This is a genomic window from Streptomyces sp. NPDC007991, assembly GCF_042958445.1.
In the GTDB taxonomy this organism is placed as follows: Bacteria; Actinomycetota; Actinomycetes; order Streptomycetales; family Streptomycetaceae; genus Streptomyces.
On record NZ_JBIBJD010000008.1, the window covers coordinates 419,972 to 438,245 of the forward strand.

Sequence of the window (18,274 nt, forward strand, 5' to 3'; positions counted from 1 at the left end):
CGAGGACGCCGCCGACTTGAGCGTTTTCGCCGCGGGCATTGCCACCACGCCGCCGCTCGCCGCGCTCCGTCCATCGGGCGCGCCCGTCTCTCCGCCGCCCGCCCTTGCCTTGCCCTCCGGGCGCGCTCGTCTCTCCCTCCTCCGCCCTTGCCTTGCCCTCGGGGCGCAGCCGGCTCTCCGCCGCTCGCGGTGCTCTGCCGTGCGGGCGCAGCCGCCTCCCCGTCGTCCGCCGTGCGGGCGCAGCCCTCTCTCCGTCGCCCGCCCGCCTGTGCCCCGCCCTCCAAGCGCAGCCGCACACCGCCGACCACCCCTGTGCTCCACCTTGCTCCCTTCCCCGCGACGGTCACCCCGCCGCTGCCGCCCACTGGTCCCTCGCCCGGTCCGCCGGGACACTGGGGACGTGCGCACTGCCAGAGCGACGGCCGCTGCCGTCACCGCCCTGTTCGGAGTCGGTGCGGCCGCCGTGGCCGCCGGACGGTTCGCGAGTGACGCAGCGCTCAAGGCGCCTCCCGGCCGGCCCCTGCCCACCGAACCCCGGCTCACCGTGCACGGCACCGCCGCGGGGCAGATCAGCCTCACCCGGGACCTGGCCGCCCTGCGGCCCGGCCGCTACGGCCTGTCCGGCAACGGCTCCCACGCGATCGTCGGCCCCGTCCTGGCAGGCGCCTCGGACACCGCCGACACCGTCGTACGCCGCCTGGAGAGCGTCACGCACGGCACCCTGAAACCCGGCGACAAGGCCTGGCTCACCCCGAACGTGTACGTCGGCAACCCGAGCGCCGCCCTCGGCATCGAACACACCGACGTCGACATCCCCGGCGAACTCGGCGCCCTGCCCGCGTGGTTCGTGCCCGGCGCCCGGGACACCTGGGTGATCGCCGTGCACGGTCTCGGCACCACCCGGGAACTCGCCATGAACGTCATGGGGTTCCTGCACCGCAGCCACGTCCCGGTGCTCGCCCTCGCCTACCGCGGTGACCTGGGCGCACCCCGCCCGCCCGACGGCCTGAACCACCTCGGCGAGACCGAGTGGCGCGACCTCGACGCCGCGATCCGCCACGCCGTACGCCACGGCGCCCGGCAGGTCGTCCTGCACGGCTGGTCCACCGGCGCCACCATGGCCCTGCGCGCCGCCGCGCAGTCGGGGCTGCGCGACCGTGTCTCCGGGCTCGTCCTGGACTCCCCGGTGCTCAGCTGGGAGACCACCCTGCGCGCCCTCGCCGCGGCCCGCCACACCCCGGGCGTACTGCTGCCCCTGGCGGTCCGCGCCGCACGGGGCCGCACCGGCCTGTACGGCGACCGCGTCCCGGGCGCGTCCCCCGCCACCGGGCTCCAGGTCCCGGCCCTCGTCTTCCACGGACCGGACGACACGGTCGCCCCCTGGCAGCTCTCCCGCCGGCTCGCCGACGCCCGCCCCGACATGGTCTCCTTCCGCACCGTCGGCAACGCGCCCCACGGAGCCATGTGGAACGCCGACCCGCGGGCCTACGAGGAGGCCCTGCGGCGCTTCCTGACACCTCTCATGTGACCCCTGGCTTCGCCGCACCCCCCGTTCACTCGCCCTTCGCCCCGTCGCAACCATGCCCCGTCCCCCTCCCCGCTGACCGGTCGTGACGATTCCGTTTAGCGTCGTACCACTGGCCTGTTCGCGGCCCTCGACCACTCACGGGACCCCGTGCGTTGGCCATCCCCGTCGCCCGCCGTGACATTCCGTTTGGGTTTTCGGACCGTCAACCGGAAGACTGCCCTCGTGACGTCCCGTATCCCGCGCGACTCCAGGCTTCGACTCGTCCGCCCGCGACCCCTGGCCGCCGCCCCCCCAGCGATGAACCAGCGGCGCTCGCGCCGCCCCGCGCCGCGCCCCCCGGAGGGCACCCCGGCACCGGCGGAGCTGGCCAGAATGGCACGCTCAGGTCTGGCCGACGCGGCCCGCGTCGCCCGCTGGGCCGACACCGAGCTCGGCCCCGGCCGCGGCAGCGCCACCGCCGACGGCAAGGCCACCCTCTCCGCCCCGACCGCCGAACGGGCCGCCCACGAGCTGGGCCTGAACCCGGATCAGGTCAGAGCCGACTGGGACACCGCCCGGCTCGCCGGTCTCGTCGAGGTGCACGGCGACAGCGCCCGCCCCGGCTGGCGGCTGCGCGCCTGGGACCGCGACGACAGTGCCGTCCTGCGGGGCTGGGTCGCCCTCTTCGACGCCTGGTCGCTCGCCTGTCCGGAACCCGAGGACCACGAGCCCGCCGCCGTCGCCGAGGTCGTCTCGGCCATGCCGCAGGTGCTCTCGTTCCTCCAGCTGTCCGCCGGCCCCGTCCCCGTGGAGCAGCTCCTCGACCTGCTGGAGCAGCGCGTCACCGAGCTGCGCACCGCACGCTGCGAGATCCCCTACGGCCCCCAGCCCGAGCCGCAGCCCGAACCGGCGCCCAGCGACGCCCCGCTCGCCCCGCTCCTCGACTGGGCCCTGCGCGCCCTCGCCTCCGTCGGCGCCCTCACCTACGGCGACGGCCAGGCCACGCTCACCCCGCTCGGAAGCTGGGCCGTCTGGGTCAAGCTGGAACAGATCTGCGTCGCCGCGCAGAGCCCCGCCGGGAACATCGAGCAGGCCGCCGAGGACATGCTCCGCGGCTGCGCCCAGCTGCGCCCCAACGCGGCCCGCGCCGAATACCGGGCCTGGCTCGCCGCCCGCCCCGTCGGCAGCGCCGTCACCGAACTCCTCCGCGCCGCCCGCGGCGAGGACGCCCTGCTGCGCGGCCTCGCCTTCGAGGCGCTGCGCGTGGTCGGCGCCCCCGCCGAGCCGGACGTCCGCGCCGTGCTGGACGAGCCGACGCTCAGGCCGTACGCGCTGCTGTGGCTGGCCGAGCACGACGGGACCGACCCCGAGGACGCCCACGAGGTCCTCACCCGGGAGGAGGCGACCTGGCTGTGGGTGGACACCGCGGCCGCCGTCGCCGACCACGGTGAGGCGCCGCTGCTCGTCCGCCACCTGGAGTCCGCCGTACAGCCGACCGTCCCGATGCTGCTGGACGAGGTGCGGGCCGTGGGCCACCCGCGGACCGTGCAGGTCCTGGTCGCCCTCGCCGCGGCACACCCCGACCCGGCCCTGGCCAAGGCCGTACGCCGGGCCGCCTTCCAGGTGCACACCGGCGGCAGCTGAGGCCCCGGGCCGGGCCGTCAGCCGGGTATCTCCGGCGCGTACGTCCCGAAGCTCCACACGTTGCCCTCGAGGTCCCGGGCCATGTAGTCCCGCGAGCCGTAGTCCTGGTCCGTCGGGGGCATCAGGACTTCCGCGCCGTGGTCCACGGCGCGGCGGTGGTGCGCGTCCACGTCGTCCACGACGACGTACACCCCGGTCGTGCCCCCGTGCCCCATCGCCTTGTCGAAGACGCTGCCGGTGCCCTTGCTGCCGATCATCACCGCGCCGTTGCCCTGCGTCAGCTCGGCGTGCATCACCGCGCCGTCCTCGCCCTCGAACACCGACAGCTCGGTGAAGCCGAAAGCCTCCGTGAGCTGCCGGATGGCCGCCTTCGCGTCGGCGTACAGCAGCGTGGGGCAGATGCTCGGACGCCCGCCGGACATGCCTGCCATACCGACCACTCCCTTCCGCTGCCCAGTCTGGCACCCACCACTGACACCGGCCCGGCGGGAAGAGACCCGGCGAGACGAACCGAACACCCGCACGCAGAAAAAGTGGTTGCACCGCCCCGTTAGACTGTCCCTCATGGCCTTTCTCCTCGCGCATTAGACGGCGGGAACGTCCTCAGCCGCCCATCCCGCCCCCGTATCCGCCCTGGAGTCTGTCCGTGATCTCCGCCTCCGGTATCGAGCTGCGCGCCGGTGCCCGCGTCCTCATCGAAAACGCCACCTTCCGCGTCGCCAAGGGCGACCGCATCGGCCTGGTCGGCCGCAACGGCGCGGGGAAGACCACCCTCACCAAGTGCCTGGCCGGCGAAGGCGTGCCCGCCGGCGGCACCATCACCCGCTCCGGCGAGGTCGGCTACCTCCCGCAGGACCCCCGCACCGGCGACCTCGACATCCTCGCCCGCGACCGCATCCTCTCCGCGCGCGGCCTCGACGTACTGATCCGCAAGATGCGCGACAACGAACAGCGCATCGCGAACGGCCAGGGCGCCACCCGCGAGAAGGCCCTCAAGCAGTACGAGCGCCAGGAGACGGAGTTCCTTACCAAGGGCGGGTACGCCGCCGAGGCCGAGGCCGCCACCATCGCCGCCGCGCTGAACCTGCCCGACCGCGTGCTCGGCCAGCCCCTGCACACGCTCTCCGGCGGTCAGCGCCGCCGTATCGAGCTGGCCCGGATCCTGTTCTCCGACGCGGACACGCTGCTGCTCGACGAGCCCACGAACCACCTCGACGCCGACTCGATCGTCTGGCTGCGCGACTACCTCAAGACCTACCGCGGCGGCTTCATCGTGATCTCCCACGACGTCGACCTGGTCGAGACGGTCGTCAACAAGGTGTTCTACCTGGACGCCAACCGCGCCCAGATCGACGTCTACAACATGGGCTGGAAGCTCTACCAGCAGCAGCGCGAGGCCGACGAGAAGCGCCGCAAGCGCGAGCGCGCCAACGCGGAGAAGAAGGCCGCCGCGCTCCATTCGCAGGCCGACAAGATGCGCGCCAAGGCCACCAAGACGGTCGCCGCGCAGAACATGGCCCGCCGCGCGGACAAGCTGCTGTCCGGCCTGGAGGCGGTACGCCAGTCCGACAAGGTCGCCAAGCTGCGCTTCCCGGAGCCCGCGCCCTGCGGCAAGACGCCGCTGATGGCCGAGGGCCTGTCGAAGTCGTACGGCTCGCTGGAGATCTTCACCGACGTCGACCTGGCGATCGACAAGGGCAGCCGCGTCGTCATCCTGGGCCTCAACGGCGCCGGCAAGACCACCCTGCTGCGGCTGCTGGGCGGCGTCGAGCAGCCCGACACGGGCGCGGTCGTCCCCGGCCACGGAATGAAGCTCGGCTATTACGCGCAGGAGCACGAGACCCTCGACCCCGACCGCACGGTCCTGGAGAACATGCGCTCCGCCGCGCCCGACATGGACCTCGTCGAGGTCCGCAAGGTGCTCGGTTCGTTCCTGTTCTCCGGCGACGACGTCGACAAGCCGGCCGGTGTCCTCTCCGGCGGCGAGAAGACCCGCCTCGCGCTCGCCACGCTCGTGGTGTCCTCGGCGAACGTGCTCCTGCTGGACGAGCCGACCAACAACCTCGACCCGGCCAGCCGGGAGGAGATCCTCGGCGCGCTGCGCACGTACAAGGGCGCGGTCGTCCTCGTCACGCACGACGAGGGCGCCGTCGAGGCGCTCCAGCCGGAGCGGATCATCCTGCTGCCGGACGGCGTCGAGGACCTGTGGGGCGCCGACTACGCGGATCTCGTCGCCCTCGCTTGATCGAATGCGTGATCAACGGCGTATGGATCATTCGGCCTAGCGGTGATCCATCATCTGTGTGAGATCTCCTCGTACCGAGGTGTGTCCTACATCGATTTCGCGGCCGAGCCCCCGATTCTTCCGGGCTCGGCCGTGACGCCTTTCTGACCTGGCCTTTCCCGGGGGAATCCGTTCGGGCGTACGGACATCACTCTTCGGAATTTCGCATTCCGTTTGTGGGGACGCGCTCCCGTCGTCACAACCTTGTCTCACGGACCTTGCCGAATGGGTGGCCATCAAGGCCCGGAGGGGTGATCATGAGGAGACCAGAGCGCACTTCCCATGAGGAGGCACGGGTGGCCGAGACTCTGAAGAAGGGCAGCCGGGTGACCGGCGCCGCGCGCGACAAGCTCGCGGCAGACCTGAAGAAGAAGTACGACGCCGGTGCGAGCATCCGGGCGTTGGCCGAGGAGACCGGCCGCTCGTATGGCTTTGTGCACCGCATGCTCAGTGAGTCGGGCGTCACGCTGCGAGGGCGTGGCGGGGCGACGCGGGGCAAGAAGGCCACGGCCTGACCCCGGGTGGCCCCTCGGCTCCGATGGTGGCCACCCGGTCGGTCGGCTGATCGACCGGGTGGTTACTGTGCAGTCACTTAGCTGACCGCACACATCGGAGGCGTCCATGGCTTCGCCCGACAAGGACCTCGTTCCCGTACTCGACAAGGACGGCGTACGGCTCACCGTCGACGACGCGATCGCCACGGTGACGCTGACCAACCCGGCCAAGCGCAACGCGCAGAGCCCCGCTCTGTGGCGGGCGCTGACCGAGGCCGGGCGGCAGCTGCCGGGCTCCGTCCGTGTCGTGGTGCTGCGGGCCGAGGGTAAGTCCTTCTCGGCCGGTCTCGACCGGCAGGCGTTCACGCCCGAGGGCTTCGACGGGGAACCGTCGTTCATCGACCTCGCACGCGGCAGCGACGCCGAGCTGGACGCGACCATCGCCGAGTACCAGGAGGCGTTCACCTGGTGGCGGCGCAGCGACATCGTCTCCGTCGCCGCCGTCCAGGGGCATGCCATCGGGGCGGGCTTCCAGCTCGCCCTCGCCTGCGATCTGCGCGTCGTCGCCGACGACGCGCAGTTCGCCATGCGCGAGACCAGCCTTGGGCTCGTACCCGACCTGACGGGCACGCATCCGCTGGTGGGACTCGTCGGCTACGCCCGCGCGCTGGAGATCTGCGTGACCGGGCGCTTCGTCACGGCCGACGAGGCCGTGCACACGGGGCTGGCCAACGTGGCCGTGCCCGCCGACCAGCTCGACGACACGGTCCGCGACCTCGTCTCGGCCGTGCTCGCCGCGCCCCGCGACGCGGTCGTCGAGACCAAGGCACTGCTGCGCGGCGCCCAGGACCGCACCTACGAGGCCCAGCGCGCCGCGGAACGCCAGTCCCAGTCCCGCCGCCTGCGCGACCTCGCAGGCTTGGGGGACTGACCCGGACCCCGGGGCGCCCCCAAGAAGCCGTCGCCGACTGCCCGATGCCCGGCGTTACGGCGTGGTCGGACGCGGCAGCACCTCGCGCCGCCGAGCGGCTTGCGCCCTCCGGCAGGCACCCCACGGGGCGGGGTGCCCGCGCTGCGGTTGGGCCGGTGTGGGCGGGTGCGGTGGAACCTTGTGCTGCCGGGTGACGGCCGCCGCCCTCTGGCAGGCGCTGGCGGTGGGTGTCCCTCGGTCTGTGGTGTTCGCGCTACCGGGTGGCGCACCCCTTGACGGGCGGGCGGTGACGGGTGCGCCATGGCGCGGGTGCTCGCGCTGCGGTTGGGCCGGTGTGGGCGGGTGCGGTGGAACCTTGCGTTGCCGGGTGGCCCGCCCTCTGGCGGGCGGCAGCGGGTGCGCCACAGCAGGCGGTGCCCGCGCTGCGGCTGAGTCGGTGTGGGCGGGCACGGCACCAGCCCGCCGCCCGGGCGTGGACGCCCCCTGGCGGATGCCCCGCGGGGGACCCGTGCTCGTGCTGTCGCCGGCCGGCGCGGGCGGACGCGACGGCACCCCCTGCCGCCGGGTGCCGGGCTCGCGTCAGCCGATCCCGCTCACCAGTACCGCCACCGTCGGGTGGTCCGGCAGGGTCGTCCGTACCGCGGTGCGGACCTGGCGGGCCACGTCGCGCGCCCGGTGGTCCTCGCGCAGCGCGACTTCCAGCCGGACGTGGCGGTGCGCCAGGGCGGTGTCGCCCGGGAGTTCCTCGATGTGCACGGGGTGGCCCAGCGCGCCGGTCAGCCGGAGTACGCCCGGGACCTTGAGCGCGGCGGCGGCGACGCGACCCTCGTCCCCGCCCCCGGCCTGGGCGGCGTGCGGCGGCTCGGGGAGCGGCGCGGCGGGCCCGGGCGGTTCCGCCCTCTCGTCCAGCAGGCCCGTCACGCGCAGATCCACCTCCGTCACCGTCAGACCGAGCCGCTGCGTCGCGGCCGTCGCCAGCGTCGCCCGCAGCAGGGACGCCGTCGCCGGCAGCGGCTGCGCGGCCGTGGCCGCGAACTCCGCCGTCACCCGCAGCGGCCCGGGCGGCAGACCGCTCGGCGGGGCCGGCACGGCCGGACTCCCGGTGTCCGCCGGATCGGCGAGCGCGACACGCAGCGCGTCGAGGCGCACGCCCGGAGCGTCCCCCGCCGCGCGCCGCAGCACCGCCTCGGCCGCCCGCTCGGCGATCCACGCGCCGTCCCGCGCATCACCCAGCGGCAGCAGCCTGCCGAGGCCCAGCTGATGTCTCACTGCCCGCGTCCACCCGTCGGCCGTCATTCCTCCAGCCTGCCGTATCAAAGGCGCGTATCCACGCAACCGTGCTTACGGTGGTCGAAGGACGACAACCGAAAAGGACGAACGGCGATGACTGACATGACCGAGAACCGGGGCGGGGAGACCGAGACGTCGGCGGCGCGCAGGAGTCCGCTGGCCAAACGCGGCGGGGGAGACCCCGGCTCCCGCGGCCGGACGACCATCGCGGACGGCGTCGTGGAGAAGATCGCCGGACTCGCCGCACGCGATGTCGACGGCGTGCACGCCATGGGCAGCGGCCTGTCCCGCACCTTCGGAGCGGTGCGCGACCGCGTGCCCGGCGGCGCGAAGTCGGTGTCGCGCGGTGTGAAGGTCGAGGTCGGCGAGGTGCAGGCGGCCCTCGACCTGGAGATCGTGGTCGTCTACGGCGTGTCGATCGCCGATGTGGCCCGGGACGTACGGGAGAACGTCATCACCGCCGTGGAGCGGATGACGGGCCTCGAGGTCGTCGAGGTCAACATTGCCGTGAGCGACGTGAAGCTGCCGGACGAGGAGGAAGAGGAACCGGAGCGCCGGATCCAGTGAGCCACCCGCCCCGCCAAGCGCAGCGACCGAGGAGCTGAGGAGCGCAGCATGAGCATGGCCGTCGTCGGCATGATCGCCGGCATGGCACTGGCATTCGCCGGGTATTTCGGCGGATTCGGCGCCTTTCTGCTGGTGGCGGCGCTGGGCGCCGTCGGCTTCGTCGTCGGCCGGTTCCTGGAGGGGGACATGGACTTCGGCGACTTCTTCCGTTCCCGTGAACGGCGGCGGTGACGGCCGTGAGCGCGGGGGCCGGTGAGCTCGACGGACCCCTGACCGTCGTCCCGCCGGGCGACCGGGGCGCCACCCGGATCGCCGACCGGGTCGTCGCGAAGATCGCCTCGCAGGCGGCCCTCGAAGCCGTCGGAACGCTGCCGTCCGAGGCCGGCAGACCGTCCGCCACCGTCGTCGTGCACCACGAGGTCGCACATGTCCGTGTCCACGTCGAACTCGACTACCCCTGCGACGTCGGCGCGCGCTGCCGCCAGGTGCGTCGCCGAGTCGTCGAGCGGGTAGGCGCCTTGGTGGGAATGCAGGTGCCGGAAGTCGTCGTCCAGGTGGAGCGGCTGCACATGGCCGCCGGGCCCGGCACGGTACAGGGGAGGACGCGATGAGCGAACCCCGGGCCACCGAACCGCCCGAGCCCGAGCCCGAAAGCACCACACAGCGGCTGCCCGTCCTTCAGAAGCCGGAGAGCGGCACCGGACCCGACCGCCCCGCGCGGGCAGGCGGGGACGGAACGCCGCCCGTATCCGAGAGCGAGGGCGGCCGCGAAGGCCGCTTCTGGTCGGCACGCCGTGTCCCGGCGGGCATCGTCGCCCTGCTGCTCCTGGGGCTCGTAGGGCTGTTCCTCTACGACATCGTGTCCGTGCGCGCCGACCGGCCCGGCATGAGCTGGCGCCGGGAGCTGGCCCGGCAACTCGCCCGACGGCCCCTCGACGACACCTGGGTGCTCGTCGGAGCCGGGGTCGCCGCCGTCCTCGGGCTCTGGCTGCTGGTCCTGGCCGCCACGCCCGGCCTGCGCGACGTGCTCCCGATGCGGCGGACGCACGCCGACGTACGCGCCGGACTGGACCGGGACGCCGCCGCGACCGCGTTGCGCGACCGGGCCATGGAGGTGGCCGGCGTGCAGTCGGTACGGGTGCGGGTGCGCCGCAGGCGGGCGGACGCCCGCGCCGTGTCCCACTTCCGTGTACTGGACGACGTACGAACCGACTTGGACGCCGTGCTCACCGACGCGATCGGCGGACTGGGACTCTCCCGGCCGCCCTCGCTGTCGGTGCGCGTCCGGCGGCCCGGCCGGAAGGGGTGACCGCGATGCTCAGGGTCGTCAACCGCGTGTTCCTGGGGCTCGTCGGCCTCGTCCTGCTGGTGCTGGGCGGCTCGGTGCTGGCCGTCGGCCTCGGCGCTCCGGCGCCCTCGTGGTGGATCCACGACAGCCGCCACGACGTGCTGCTCAGCAACGCCGAACGCACCCGCTGGCGGGACGACGGCTGGTGGTGGCCGGTCGTCATCGCCGTACTCGCCGTGCTGTTGCTGCTCGCCCTGTGGTGGCTGGTCGCGGTGCTCCGCCGACGCCGACTCGCCGAGGTCCTCGTGGACACCGGCGACGGCGAGGGAGCCCTGCTGCGCGGCCGGGCCCTGGAGGACGCCCTCACCCGGGACGCGGCACAGATCGACGGCGTCGAGCGGGCCCACGCCCACCTGAGGGGCCGCCGCAGCGCCCCCGAGGCCCGCGTACGACTCGCCCTGGAACCGCACGTGGACCCGGGCACGGCCCTGCACGACCTGACGACCGGCGCCCTGACCCACGCCAGAACATCGGCGGGCCTCGCGTCACTGCCGGCGGAGGTACGGCTGCGGGGGGTCAAGCACGGTGCGGAGAGGGTGAGCTGACCGTCCGGGACCCAAACGCCACGCTGACCGTCCGGGACGACAATGGCGCCGCTCAGAACCCGTGCCGCGCCCCGCCGTCCACCGGCACCATGATCCCGGTCAGATAGGAAGCCGCCGGAGACAGCAGGAACGCCGCCACGCGCCCGAACTCCTCGGGCGCCCCGTACCGCCGCAACGGAATACGCGACTCCGACGCCGCCCTGGTCGCCTCGGGATCCGCCGACATCGCGTCCAGCTCGCGCACACGGTCCGTGTCGATGCGCCCGGGCAGCACACCGATCACACGAACCCCCCGCGGGCCCAGTTCGTCGGACAGCGACTTGGCGAACCCGGCCAGCCCCGGCCGCAGCCCGTTCGAGATCGTCAGCCCCGGGATCGGCTCGTACACCGACCCGGACAGCACGAACCCGATGACACCCCCCGGCCTCAACTCGGCCGAGGCGGCGCGCGCCAGCCGCACCGCGCCCAGGAACACCGACTCGAACGCCGCCTGCCACTGCTCGTCCGTGTTGTCGGCGACGAACCCGGCCGGCGGCCCGCCCACGCTGACGAGGACACCGTCGAAGCGGGCGAAGTGCTCCCGCGCGGCCCCGATCAGCCGGGCCGGCGCGTCCGGGTCGGCGTTGTCGACGGCCACCCCGACCGCGTTCGGGCCCAGCGCGGCCGCCGCGTCGGCCACGCCCTTCTCGTCCCGCCCGGAGACGACCACCTTCGCCCCGTCCGCGACGAGCTCACGCGCGCAGGCGTTGCCGAGGCCCCGGGTGGCCCCGGTGACGATGTACACCCGGTCCTTCAGTCCAAGATCCATGGTCCCTATCCTGCCCCGTCCGCCCCGAACAGGGCGAGGGCGGTGTTCACCAGGCCGATGTGGCTGAACGCCTGCGGGACGTTGCCGAGCTGCCGGCCGGCCACCGGGTCGAACTCCTCGGACAGCAGGCCGACGTCGTTGGCGAGTCCCGCCAGCCGCTCGAACAGCTCCCGGGCCTCCTTCGTACGGCCCGTCATGTGCAGGGCGTCCGCGAGCCAGAACGAGCACACCAGGAAGGCGCCTTCGGAGCCGGGCAGTCCGTCGACGGCCGAGTCGTCCGCGCCGTCGGTGGTGTAGCGGCGCAGGAAGCCGCCGTGGTCCAGCTCCTGGCGGACCGCGTCGATGGTGCCGATCACCCGGGGGTCGTCGGGCGGCAGGAAACCGACGCGCGGGATGAGCAGCAGCGCGGCGTCCAGTTCGCGGGAACCGTACGACTGCGTGAAGGTGTTGCGCGCGGGGTCGTAGCCCTTGTCGCACACCTCGCGGTGCACCTCCTCGCGCAGCGCGCGCCAGCCGTCCAGGTCGCCGTCCAGCTCCGGATGGCGCTCCAGGGTGCGTACGGCGCGGTCGGCGGCGACCCACACCATCACCTTCGAGTGCACGAACTGGCGCCGGCCGCCGCGCACCTCCCACAGCCCCTCGTCCGGCTGCCGCCAGTGGGTGCGCAGGAAGTCCATCAGGGCCGTCTGCAGCGCCCACACGTCCGGCTGGGCGGACAGGCCCGATTCGCGGGCCAGCGACAGGGAGTCCATGACCTCGCCGTAGACGTCCAGCTGGAGCTGGTTCACGGCGTCGTTCCCGACGCGTACGGGGGCGGACCCGGCGAAGCCGGACAGCCACGGCAGCTCGAACTCGGGCAGCCGTCGCTCGCCCGCCACGCCGTACATGATCTGGAGGTCCGCCGGGTCGCCGGCGACCGCGCGCAGCAGCCAGTTCCGCCAGGCCTCGGCCTCCTCCTGGTAGCCCACCGCCAGCAGCGCGCCCAGGGTGAGGGTGGAGTCGCGCAGCCAGCAGTAGCGGTAGTCCCAGTTGCGCACCCCGCCCGGCTCCTCGGGCAGTGAGGTGGTCGCGGCGGCGACGATGCCGCCGGTCGGGGCGTAGGTGAGCGCCTTGAGGGTGATCAGGGAGCGGACGACCGCGTCCCGGTACGGTCCGTCGTAGCGGCAGCGCGCCACCCAGGCCCGCCAGTCGTCGACGCTGTGGCGCAGCGAATCGTACGGGTCGACGAGCGGCGGGCGCTCCTCGTGGGAGGGGTGCCAGGTGAGGACGAACGCGACCTTCTCGCCCTTGCGGACCGTGAACTCCGCGTGCGTCCCGAAGTCCTCGCCCCAGCTGCGCACCTCCGGCTCGCTGCGCAGCCAGGCCGAGTCGGGGCCGGCGACGGCGACGCGGTGGCCGTCGGCCCGGCGTACCCAGGGGATGATCGAGCCGTAGTCGAAGCGCAGCTTGAGGACGCTGTGGAGCGTCACCTCGCCGTCCAGGCCCTCGACGACGCGTACGAGGTCGGGGGCCTGGTCGCGCTGCGGCATCAGGTCGGTGACGCGGACCGCCCCGTGCGCGGTCTCCCACTCGGTGTCCAGGACGAGGGTGTCACGGCGGTAGGCGCGCCGGGTGCACCGGTCCGCCCCCAACGGGGCGAGGCGCCAGAAGCCGTTGTCCTCGTCGCCCAGCAGCCTGGCGAAGCAGGCAGCCGAGTCGAAGCGGGGCAGGCAGAGCCAGTCCACGGATCCGTCCGTGCCGACCAGGGCGGCGGTCTGTTCGTCGCCGATGAGCGCGTAGTCCTCGATGCTCGGGTCCACTCACTGCGGGTTCCCGGCAAGTCGGCGCGGCAATCAGGGCGAGGGCCGGGGGAGTGACGTGCCGTCGGCGATCGGGGCCCGCGTGCCGGAGAAGATCACCCCCGGGTCCGACGGGGCCTGGTTGAGCACCCACAGGCCGATCAGGGTGGCCAGCGTGAAGACGACGGCGATCAGCACGGCGAGCACGAGCCGCCGCCGGCGCTCGCGCCGCAGCCACTCACCGCGTGCCGTGCGGTACGCGTCGGGGTCGGGGAGCACCCCGCCCGCCAGCGCCCGGAGCGCCTCGCGGAGCTCCTCCTCGGTGCGGCCGTGACCGGACCGGCCGGGACTGGTGCCGTGCGACCCGGTCGCGTCTCGATGCGTCATCTCCGGGCCTCCATCGCCTGGGTCAGGGCGGCGATGCCGCGTGCCGTGTGCGTCTTGACCGAACCGCCCGATATGCCCATCGCGGCGGCTATCTCACTCTCCTTCAGACCCAGCCAGTGCCGCAGTACCAGCGCCTCGCGCTGCCGGGGCGGAAGCTGCTGCAGCGCGTCGAGCAGCACGCGCTGGTCGTCGCGCAGCAGCGCGGCGTGCTCGGCGGAGGCGACCGTGTCGTCCGGCGGGTTCTCCTCGTGTCTGCGGGCGACTTGAAGGTGCCGGATCCGCATCCGCGTCAGATTGCAGACGGTAGAGCGCAGATAGGCCTCCGCCGCGGCCGCGTCCCGCAGTCGCCGCCACTTGCGGTAGATCTGGTAGTACGCCTCGGCCACCACGTTCTCCGGGTCGTCGGCGCCGAGCAGGACGGCGAGGCGCAGCATCGAGGAGTAGTGCAGCTCGAAAAGGCGGGCGACACCCGCCTCGCGCTCCAGGTCGGCGCCGTCGCCGGCCGGGGGAGCGAGGGCCTCGGCCGGTGCGGCTGCCGGTGCCGGTGGCAGCGTGGGGTTCTGTCTGCGTCTCACGGGTGGTTCGCTCCCGTCTCCGGGCGTCGCCGGACGGTCAGGCGGGACGGCAGGCCGGTCGTATCGGCGCCGCGCGGGACACCGAGGCGGGTCAGCACCGCGGTGCCGGTCACCGTGACGGCCAGATTGAGCAGCAGGGCGGCGAGCCCGGCGTAGATCTCCAGCGGCCGGGCACCGGTGCCGAGCGGCACGATCGAGGAGAACCCCTCGCGCACCACCAGGTACGTCCCCGACGCCATGCCCACGGCCCACCCGGCGAGCAGCGCGCGCGGGTGCGGCCAGCCGGTGAACAGCCCGACGGCGACGGCAGGGAAGACCTGGAGGATCCACACCCCGCCGAGCAACTGGAGGTTGACGGCGTCCTGATCGCGCAGCCCGAACACGAACGCCACGGCCCCCACCTTCGCGGTGAGCGACACCGCCTTGGCGATCCGGACCTGGCGCTTCGGCGTGGCCGTCGGATGGACGTACTCGACATACACGTTGCGGACGAAACTCGTGGCCGCGGCGATCGACATCACCGCCGCCGGGACGAGCGCCCCCACGGTGATCGCGGCGAACACCAGGCCGGCCAGCGGCGCCGGCATCAGCCGGTCCACCAGCATCGGCACGGCCGCCTCGGCACCGCCGCGCGGCGCCCGCACCCCCGCCGCGAGGGCGGCGATGCCGAGGAAGCCGAACAGCGCGAGCAGCCCGGTCCAGGCGGGCAGCGCCACCGAGACCTTGCGCAGGGTGCGGGGCCCGTCGGCGGCGAAACCGGCGGTGAGCACGTGCGGGTACATCATCAGGGCGAGGGCGGAGCCGAGCGCGAGCGTGGCGTAGGCCGGCTGCTGCGCGGGGGACAGGAGCAGCGCCGGGCCGCCCAGCCGTCGCGCCGCGCCGTCGAAGACCGGGCCCGGCCCGCCCAGCCGGGCGAGGACCAGCCAGGTCACCGCGGTGAGCGAGACGAACACCGCCACCGCCTTCAGCGCGGAGATCACCGTGGGCGCCCGCAGCCCGTGCCGGTACGTGGCCACCGCGAGGCCCGCGAACAGCGCGACCAGCACCAGGTCACCGGCAGCGCCCCGCGGGTACACGCCACCAGCCGTCAGGACCGCGCGGATGCCCAGCAGTTGCAGCGCCAGGTACGGCATCGTGGCGAGGATCCCGGTCAGCGCCACCACCAGGGCCAGCGGCGGCGACCCGTACCGGCCGCGCACGAAGTCGGCGGCGGTGACATAGCCGTGCCGCCGGGCTACGCTCCACAGCCGGCTCAGCAGCACGAAGGCGAGAGGGCAGACGATCACGGTGTACGGCACGGCGAAGAAGGCGGGCGCGCCGTTGCCGTAGGCCAGTCCGGGTACGGCGGTGAAGGTGTACGCGGTGAAGATCGTGCCGCCCAGCAGCAGCCAGGTCCAGCCCGGGCCGAGGGAGCGGTCGGCCAGGGCCCAGCCCTCCAGGGAGGGCAGCCGGTCGACCGGGCGCAGCCGACGCGCGGTGACGGCGAGCAGCGACGCCCCGCCGATCACGGCGAGGAACGTCGCGGTCATGGCGCCGTCAGCCATGGGTCACCGTCCTTGGTGTGCCTGTGCCCTCGGGCGAGAGTTGCGCGGACGGCCCGTCCGGAGGACAGGAAACCGGCGGGAAATATTTCTCGAACGCCGTGTCCACCACTTCCGGCGAGCGCGCAACTCTTGCACAGACCGACAGCGACCGGGAGAGGAGTACAGGTCATGGCACGCACCGGGTATCCCCGGCTACGGCGCGTCGCCGTCGCCCTGCTGCTGCTCGCGCCCGCGGCCGGGTTGCTGTGGGTCCCGCTGTACGCCGGTGCCGGTCCGCGGCTCGCGGGGACGCCGTTCTTCTACTGGTACCAGCTCGCGTGGGTACCGGGCTGCGGCCTGTGCCTGCTCGCCGCGTACGCGCTGACGGACCGACACCGCTGATCCACGCCCCCCGTTGTGCACACCCGTCGAGGTGAGGAGCCGCCATGCCCGCATCAACCCTGCCCGAATCCGGACCAGATGTGCCGGAAAAGTCCAGAACGCGGCAGATTCTGCTCTGGATCGCCGTATCCCTCCTCGGCGCGGTCGCCTGGGGCGTTCTCGCCCTGGCCCGCGGCGAGCGGATCTCCGCGGTCTGGCTGGTGATCGCCGCGCTCGGGTCGTACGCCATCGCCTACCGCTTCTACTCCCGGTTCATCGCCCGCCGGGTCCTGGAGCCGGACGACCGCCGGGCCACCCCCGCCGAACGCCTCGAGGACGGCGTCGACTACCACCCGACCGACCGCCGGGTGCTGCTCGGGCACCACTTCGCCGCCATCGCCGGCGCCGGACCCCTGGTGGGGCCGGTGCTCGCGGCCCAGATGGGCTATCTGCCGGGGACCCTGTGGATCGTGGCGGGCGTGATCTTCGCGGGCGCGGTGCAGGACATGGTCGTGCTGTTCCTGTCGATGCGGCGGGACGGCACCTCGCTCGGGCAGATGGCCCGCGACGAGATCGGCCGGGCCGGCGGGGCCGCCGCCCTGATCGCCGTGTTCGCCATCATGATCATCCTGCTGGGGGTCCTGGCGCTGGTCGTCGTCAACGCCCTCGCCCACAGCCCCTGGGGCACCTTCTCCGTCGCCATGACCATCCCCATCGCCCTGTTCATGGGCTTCTGGCTGCACGTCATCCGCCCGGGCCGGGTCGTCGAGACCAGTCTGATCGGCGTGGCCCTGCTGCTGCTCGCCATCGTGGGCGGCAGCTGGATCCAGGGGTCCTCGCTCGCGGCCGCCTTCACGCTCAGTCCCACGACGCTGGTCTTCTGCCTCGTCGGCTACGGCTTCGTCGCCTCCGTCCTGCCGGTGTGGATGCTGCTCGCGCCGCGCGACTACCTCTCCACCTTCATGAAGATCGGCACCATCGCCCTGCTCGCGGTCGGCGTGGTCGTCGCGGCGCCGGTCCTGCGCACGGACGCCGTGAGCGACTTCGCCTCGTCGGGTGCCGGGCCCGTCTTCGCCGGGGCGCTGTTCCCCTTCCTCTTCATCACGATCGCCTGCGGCGCGCTGTCCGGCTTCCACGCGCTGGTCTCCTCCGGGACCACCCCGAAGCTGATCCGCAAGGAGTCCCAGGTCCGGATGATCGGCTACGGCGCCATGCTGATGGAGTCGTTCGTCGCGATCATGGCGCTGATCGCCGCGGCGACCCTGGAACCGGGCCTCTACTACGCCATGAACGCCCCGGCGGCCCTCCTCGGCACGACGGCGGAGTCGGCCTCCCACGCCGTCGCCGGCCTCGGCTTCACCGTCACCCCCGACCAGCTCACCCAGGCCGCCGAAGCCGTGGAGGAACAGACGCTGATCGCCCGCTCCGGAGGGGCCCCGACCCTGGCCGTCGGTATGTCGGAGATCTTCTCCGGGGTCTTCGGCGGCGCCGGGATGAAGGCCTTCTGGTACCACTTCGCCATCATGTTCGAGGCGTTGTTCATCCTGACGACGGTGGACGCGGGCACCCGGGTCGGCCGCTTCATGCTCCAGGACATGCTCGGCAACGTGTGGAAGCCGGTCGGCCGGGTCAACTGGAAGCCGGGCATCTGGCTGTGCAGCGCCCTGGTCGTGGCGGCCTGGGGCTACTTCCTCCACGCCGGCGCCACCGACCCGCTCGGCGGGATCAACCAGCTCTTCCCGCTCTTCGGCATCGCGAACCAGCTCCTCGCCGCGATCGCCCTCGCCGTCTGCACCACGATCCTGATCAAGTCCGGCCGGCTGCGCTGGGCGTGGGTCACGGGCGTCCCGCTCGCCTGGGTCGTCGCGATCACCTTCACCGCGGGCTGGCAGAAGACCTTCTCCGCCGACCCGAAGATCGGCTTCTTCGCCCAGCGCGCGCGGTACGCCGACGCCCTGGACGCCGGTCAGGTCCTGCCGCCCGCCAAGAACCTCGGCGACATGCACACCGTGGTCACCAACTCCACGATCGACGGTGTGCTGATCGCCCTGTTCCTGCTGCTGGTCGCCGTGGTGATCGGCAACGCCGCGGTGGTCTGCGTACGGGCGGTACGGGCTCCGGGCTCGACTCCGGTCACCGAGGCGCCGTACGTCGAGTCCCGCCTCGACGTGCCGGACGAGCCGCTGGCGGGAGCCCGTACGTGAGGGCGGTG

19 protein-coding genes are annotated in these 18,274 nt (G+C 73.2%); 12 read left to right on the plus strand and 7 right to left on the minus strand.

The features are described from left to right. The first annotated feature begins 400 nt into the window (after positions 1-400). On the plus strand, positions 401-1,528 hold the full coding sequence (locus ACFZDA_RS25050; RefSeq protein ID WP_391085594.1) for an alpha/beta fold hydrolase: 1,128 nt from the start codon (positions 401-403) through the stop codon (positions 1,526-1,528). A 222-nt stretch (positions 1,529-1,750) separates the two neighbouring features. Next, on the plus strand, positions 1,751-3,151 hold the full coding sequence (locus ACFZDA_RS25055) for a hypothetical protein (RefSeq protein ID WP_391085596.1): 1,401 nt from the start codon (positions 1,751-1,753) through the stop codon (positions 3,149-3,151). A 17-nt stretch (positions 3,152-3,168) separates the two neighbouring features. On the opposite strand, the gene ACFZDA_RS25060 is transcribed toward ACFZDA_RS25055, so the two are convergent. Then, complete coding sequence (locus ACFZDA_RS25060; protein ID WP_391085597.1) at positions 3,169-3,582, minus strand: VOC family protein; 414 nt, start codon at positions 3,580-3,582, stop codon at positions 3,169-3,171. Between the two features lie 215 nt (positions 3,583-3,797). Between ACFZDA_RS25060 and ACFZDA_RS25065 the strand changes: the two genes are divergently transcribed. The 3 genes from ACFZDA_RS25065 to ACFZDA_RS25075 all read left to right on the plus strand — a co-directional run bounded on the left by ACFZDA_RS25065 (position 3,798) and on the right by ACFZDA_RS25075 (position 6,860). After that, positions 3,798-5,396, plus strand: a complete 1,599-nt coding sequence (locus tag ACFZDA_RS25065) for an ATP-binding cassette domain-containing protein (RefSeq protein WP_391085598.1) — start codon at positions 3,798-3,800, stop codon at positions 5,394-5,396. A 335-nt stretch (positions 5,397-5,731) separates the two neighbouring features. Continuing rightward, positions 5,732-5,950 carry a helix-turn-helix domain-containing protein gene (locus ACFZDA_RS25070; protein ID WP_010037790.1) on the plus strand — a complete coding sequence of 73 codons (219 nt, stop codon included), beginning with the start codon at positions 5,732-5,734 and terminating at the stop codon, positions 5,948-5,950. 106 nt (positions 5,951-6,056) lie between these two features. Next, the gene (locus ACFZDA_RS25075; protein ID WP_391085600.1) at positions 6,057-6,860 is read left to right on the plus strand and encodes an enoyl-CoA hydratase-related protein; all 804 of its coding nucleotides are present in this window, start codon (positions 6,057-6,059) and stop codon (positions 6,858-6,860) included. Positions 6,861-7,439: 579 nt separating this feature from the next. Here ACFZDA_RS25075 and ACFZDA_RS25080 read toward each other — a convergent pair. Next, a complete protein-coding gene (locus ACFZDA_RS25080; protein WP_391085602.1) occupies positions 7,440-8,156 on the minus strand; it encodes a nucleopolyhedrovirus P10 family protein in 717 nt (238 codons plus the stop codon). A gap of 87 nt (positions 8,157-8,243) precedes the next feature. Here ACFZDA_RS25080 and ACFZDA_RS25085 point away from each other — a divergent pair, with 87 nt between their 5' ends. From ACFZDA_RS25085 to amaP, 5 genes are read left to right on the plus strand one after another with little or no spacing between them, the layout of a single operon-like run. Next, a complete protein-coding gene (locus tag ACFZDA_RS25085) occupies positions 8,244-8,717 on the plus strand; it encodes an Asp23/Gls24 family envelope stress response protein (RefSeq protein ID WP_391085604.1) in 474 nt (157 codons plus the stop codon). Between the two features lie 48 nt (positions 8,718-8,765). Beyond that, complete coding sequence (locus tag ACFZDA_RS25090) at positions 8,766-8,948, plus strand: hypothetical protein (protein WP_391085606.1); 183 nt, start codon at positions 8,766-8,768, stop codon at positions 8,946-8,948. Further along, positions 8,945-9,328 carry a hypothetical protein gene (locus tag ACFZDA_RS25095; protein ID WP_391085608.1) on the plus strand — a complete coding sequence of 128 codons (384 nt, stop codon included), beginning with the start codon at positions 8,945-8,947 and terminating at the stop codon, positions 9,326-9,328. Before ACFZDA_RS25090 ends, ACFZDA_RS25095 begins: the two co-directional genes overlap by 4 nt. After that, a complete protein-coding gene (locus ACFZDA_RS25100; protein ID WP_391085609.1) occupies positions 9,325-10,026 on the plus strand; it encodes a DUF6286 domain-containing protein in 702 nt (233 codons plus the stop codon). The genes ACFZDA_RS25095 and ACFZDA_RS25100 overlap by 4 nt, the downstream gene beginning before the upstream one ends. Positions 10,027-10,031: 5 nt before the next feature. Continuing rightward, positions 10,032-10,610: an alkaline shock response membrane anchor protein AmaP gene (gene amaP, locus ACFZDA_RS25105; RefSeq protein WP_391085611.1), complete on the plus strand. Its 579-nt coding sequence runs from the start codon at positions 10,032-10,034 to the stop codon at positions 10,608-10,610. Between the two features lie 52 nt (positions 10,611-10,662). Here amaP and ACFZDA_RS25110 read toward each other — a convergent pair whose 3' ends face one another. Genes ACFZDA_RS25110 through ACFZDA_RS25130 form a run of 5 tightly spaced genes read right to left on the minus strand, consistent with a single transcriptional unit; the run spans position 10,663 to position 15,702 of the window. Further along, a complete protein-coding gene (locus ACFZDA_RS25110) occupies positions 10,663-11,418 on the minus strand; it encodes an SDR family oxidoreductase (protein ID WP_391085613.1) in 756 nt (251 codons plus the stop codon). Positions 11,419-11,423: 5 nt separating this feature from the next. Then, positions 11,424-13,217, minus strand: coding sequence for a glycoside hydrolase family 15 protein (locus ACFZDA_RS25115; RefSeq protein WP_391085615.1), 1,794 nt, complete (start codon positions 13,215-13,217; stop codon positions 11,424-11,426). A gap of 33 nt (positions 13,218-13,250) precedes the next feature. Then, the gene (locus tag ACFZDA_RS25120) at positions 13,251-13,583 is read right to left on the minus strand and encodes a hypothetical protein (protein WP_391085617.1); all 333 of its coding nucleotides are present in this window, start codon (positions 13,581-13,583) and stop codon (positions 13,251-13,253) included. Beyond that, positions 13,580-14,158, minus strand: a complete 579-nt coding sequence (locus tag ACFZDA_RS25125) for a sigma-70 family RNA polymerase sigma factor (RefSeq protein WP_391085619.1) — start codon at positions 14,156-14,158, stop codon at positions 13,580-13,582. Before ACFZDA_RS25125 ends, ACFZDA_RS25120 begins: the two co-directional genes overlap by 4 nt. Further along, positions 14,155-15,702 (minus strand): sodium:solute symporter, encoded by a 1,548-nt coding sequence (locus ACFZDA_RS25130; protein WP_391085621.1) that lies wholly within the window; start codon positions 15,700-15,702, stop codon positions 14,155-14,157. Before ACFZDA_RS25130 ends, ACFZDA_RS25125 begins: the two co-directional genes overlap by 4 nt. A gap of 168 nt (positions 15,703-15,870) precedes the next feature. Here ACFZDA_RS25130 and ACFZDA_RS25135 point away from each other — a divergent pair, with 168 nt between their 5' ends. Then, on the plus strand, positions 15,871-16,083 hold the full coding sequence (locus ACFZDA_RS25135; RefSeq protein WP_391085623.1) for a DUF3311 domain-containing protein: 213 nt from the start codon (positions 15,871-15,873) through the stop codon (positions 16,081-16,083). Between the two features lie 44 nt (positions 16,084-16,127). After that, positions 16,128-18,266 (plus strand): carbon starvation CstA family protein, encoded by a 2,139-nt coding sequence (locus tag ACFZDA_RS25140; protein ID WP_391085625.1) that lies wholly within the window; start codon positions 16,128-16,130, stop codon positions 18,264-18,266. The last annotated feature ends 8 nt before the right edge of the window (positions 18,267-18,274 follow it).

Coding starts and splice junctions, on each gene's coding strand:
- ACFZDA_RS25090 (WP_391085606.1), top strand. CDS start 8,766: ATGAGCATGGCCGTCGTCGGCATGATCGCCGGCATGGCACTGGCATTC.
- ACFZDA_RS25140 (WP_391085625.1), top strand. CDS start 16,128: ATGCCCGCATCAACCCTGCCCGAATCCGGACCAGATGTGCCGGAAAAG.
- ACFZDA_RS25110 (WP_391085613.1), bottom strand. CDS start 11,418: ATGGATCTTGGACTGAAGGACCGGGTGTACATCGTCACCGGGGCCACC.
- ACFZDA_RS25120 (WP_391085617.1), bottom strand. CDS start 13,583: ATGACGCATCGAGACGCGACCGGGTCGCACGGCACCAGTCCCGGCCGG.
- ACFZDA_RS25130 (WP_391085621.1), bottom strand. CDS start 15,702: ATGGCTGACGGCGCCATGACCGCGACGTTCCTCGCCGTGATCGGCGGG.
- ACFZDA_RS25135 (WP_391085623.1), top strand. CDS start 15,871: ATGGCACGCACCGGGTATCCCCGGCTACGGCGCGTCGCCGTCGCCCTG.
- amaP (WP_391085611.1), top strand. CDS start 10,032: ATGCTCAGGGTCGTCAACCGCGTGTTCCTGGGGCTCGTCGGCCTCGTC.
- ACFZDA_RS25075 (WP_391085600.1), top strand. CDS start 6,057: ATGGCTTCGCCCGACAAGGACCTCGTTCCCGTACTCGACAAGGACGGC.
- ACFZDA_RS25060 (WP_391085597.1), bottom strand. CDS start 3,582: ATGGCAGGCATGTCCGGCGGGCGTCCGAGCATCTGCCCCACGCTGCTG.
- ACFZDA_RS25100 (WP_391085609.1), top strand. CDS start 9,325: ATGAGCGAACCCCGGGCCACCGAACCGCCCGAGCCCGAGCCCGAAAGC.
- ACFZDA_RS25080 (WP_391085602.1), bottom strand. CDS start 8,156: ATGACGGCCGACGGGTGGACGCGGGCAGTGAGACATCAGCTGGGCCTC.
- ACFZDA_RS25085 (WP_391085604.1), top strand. CDS start 8,244: ATGACTGACATGACCGAGAACCGGGGCGGGGAGACCGAGACGTCGGCG.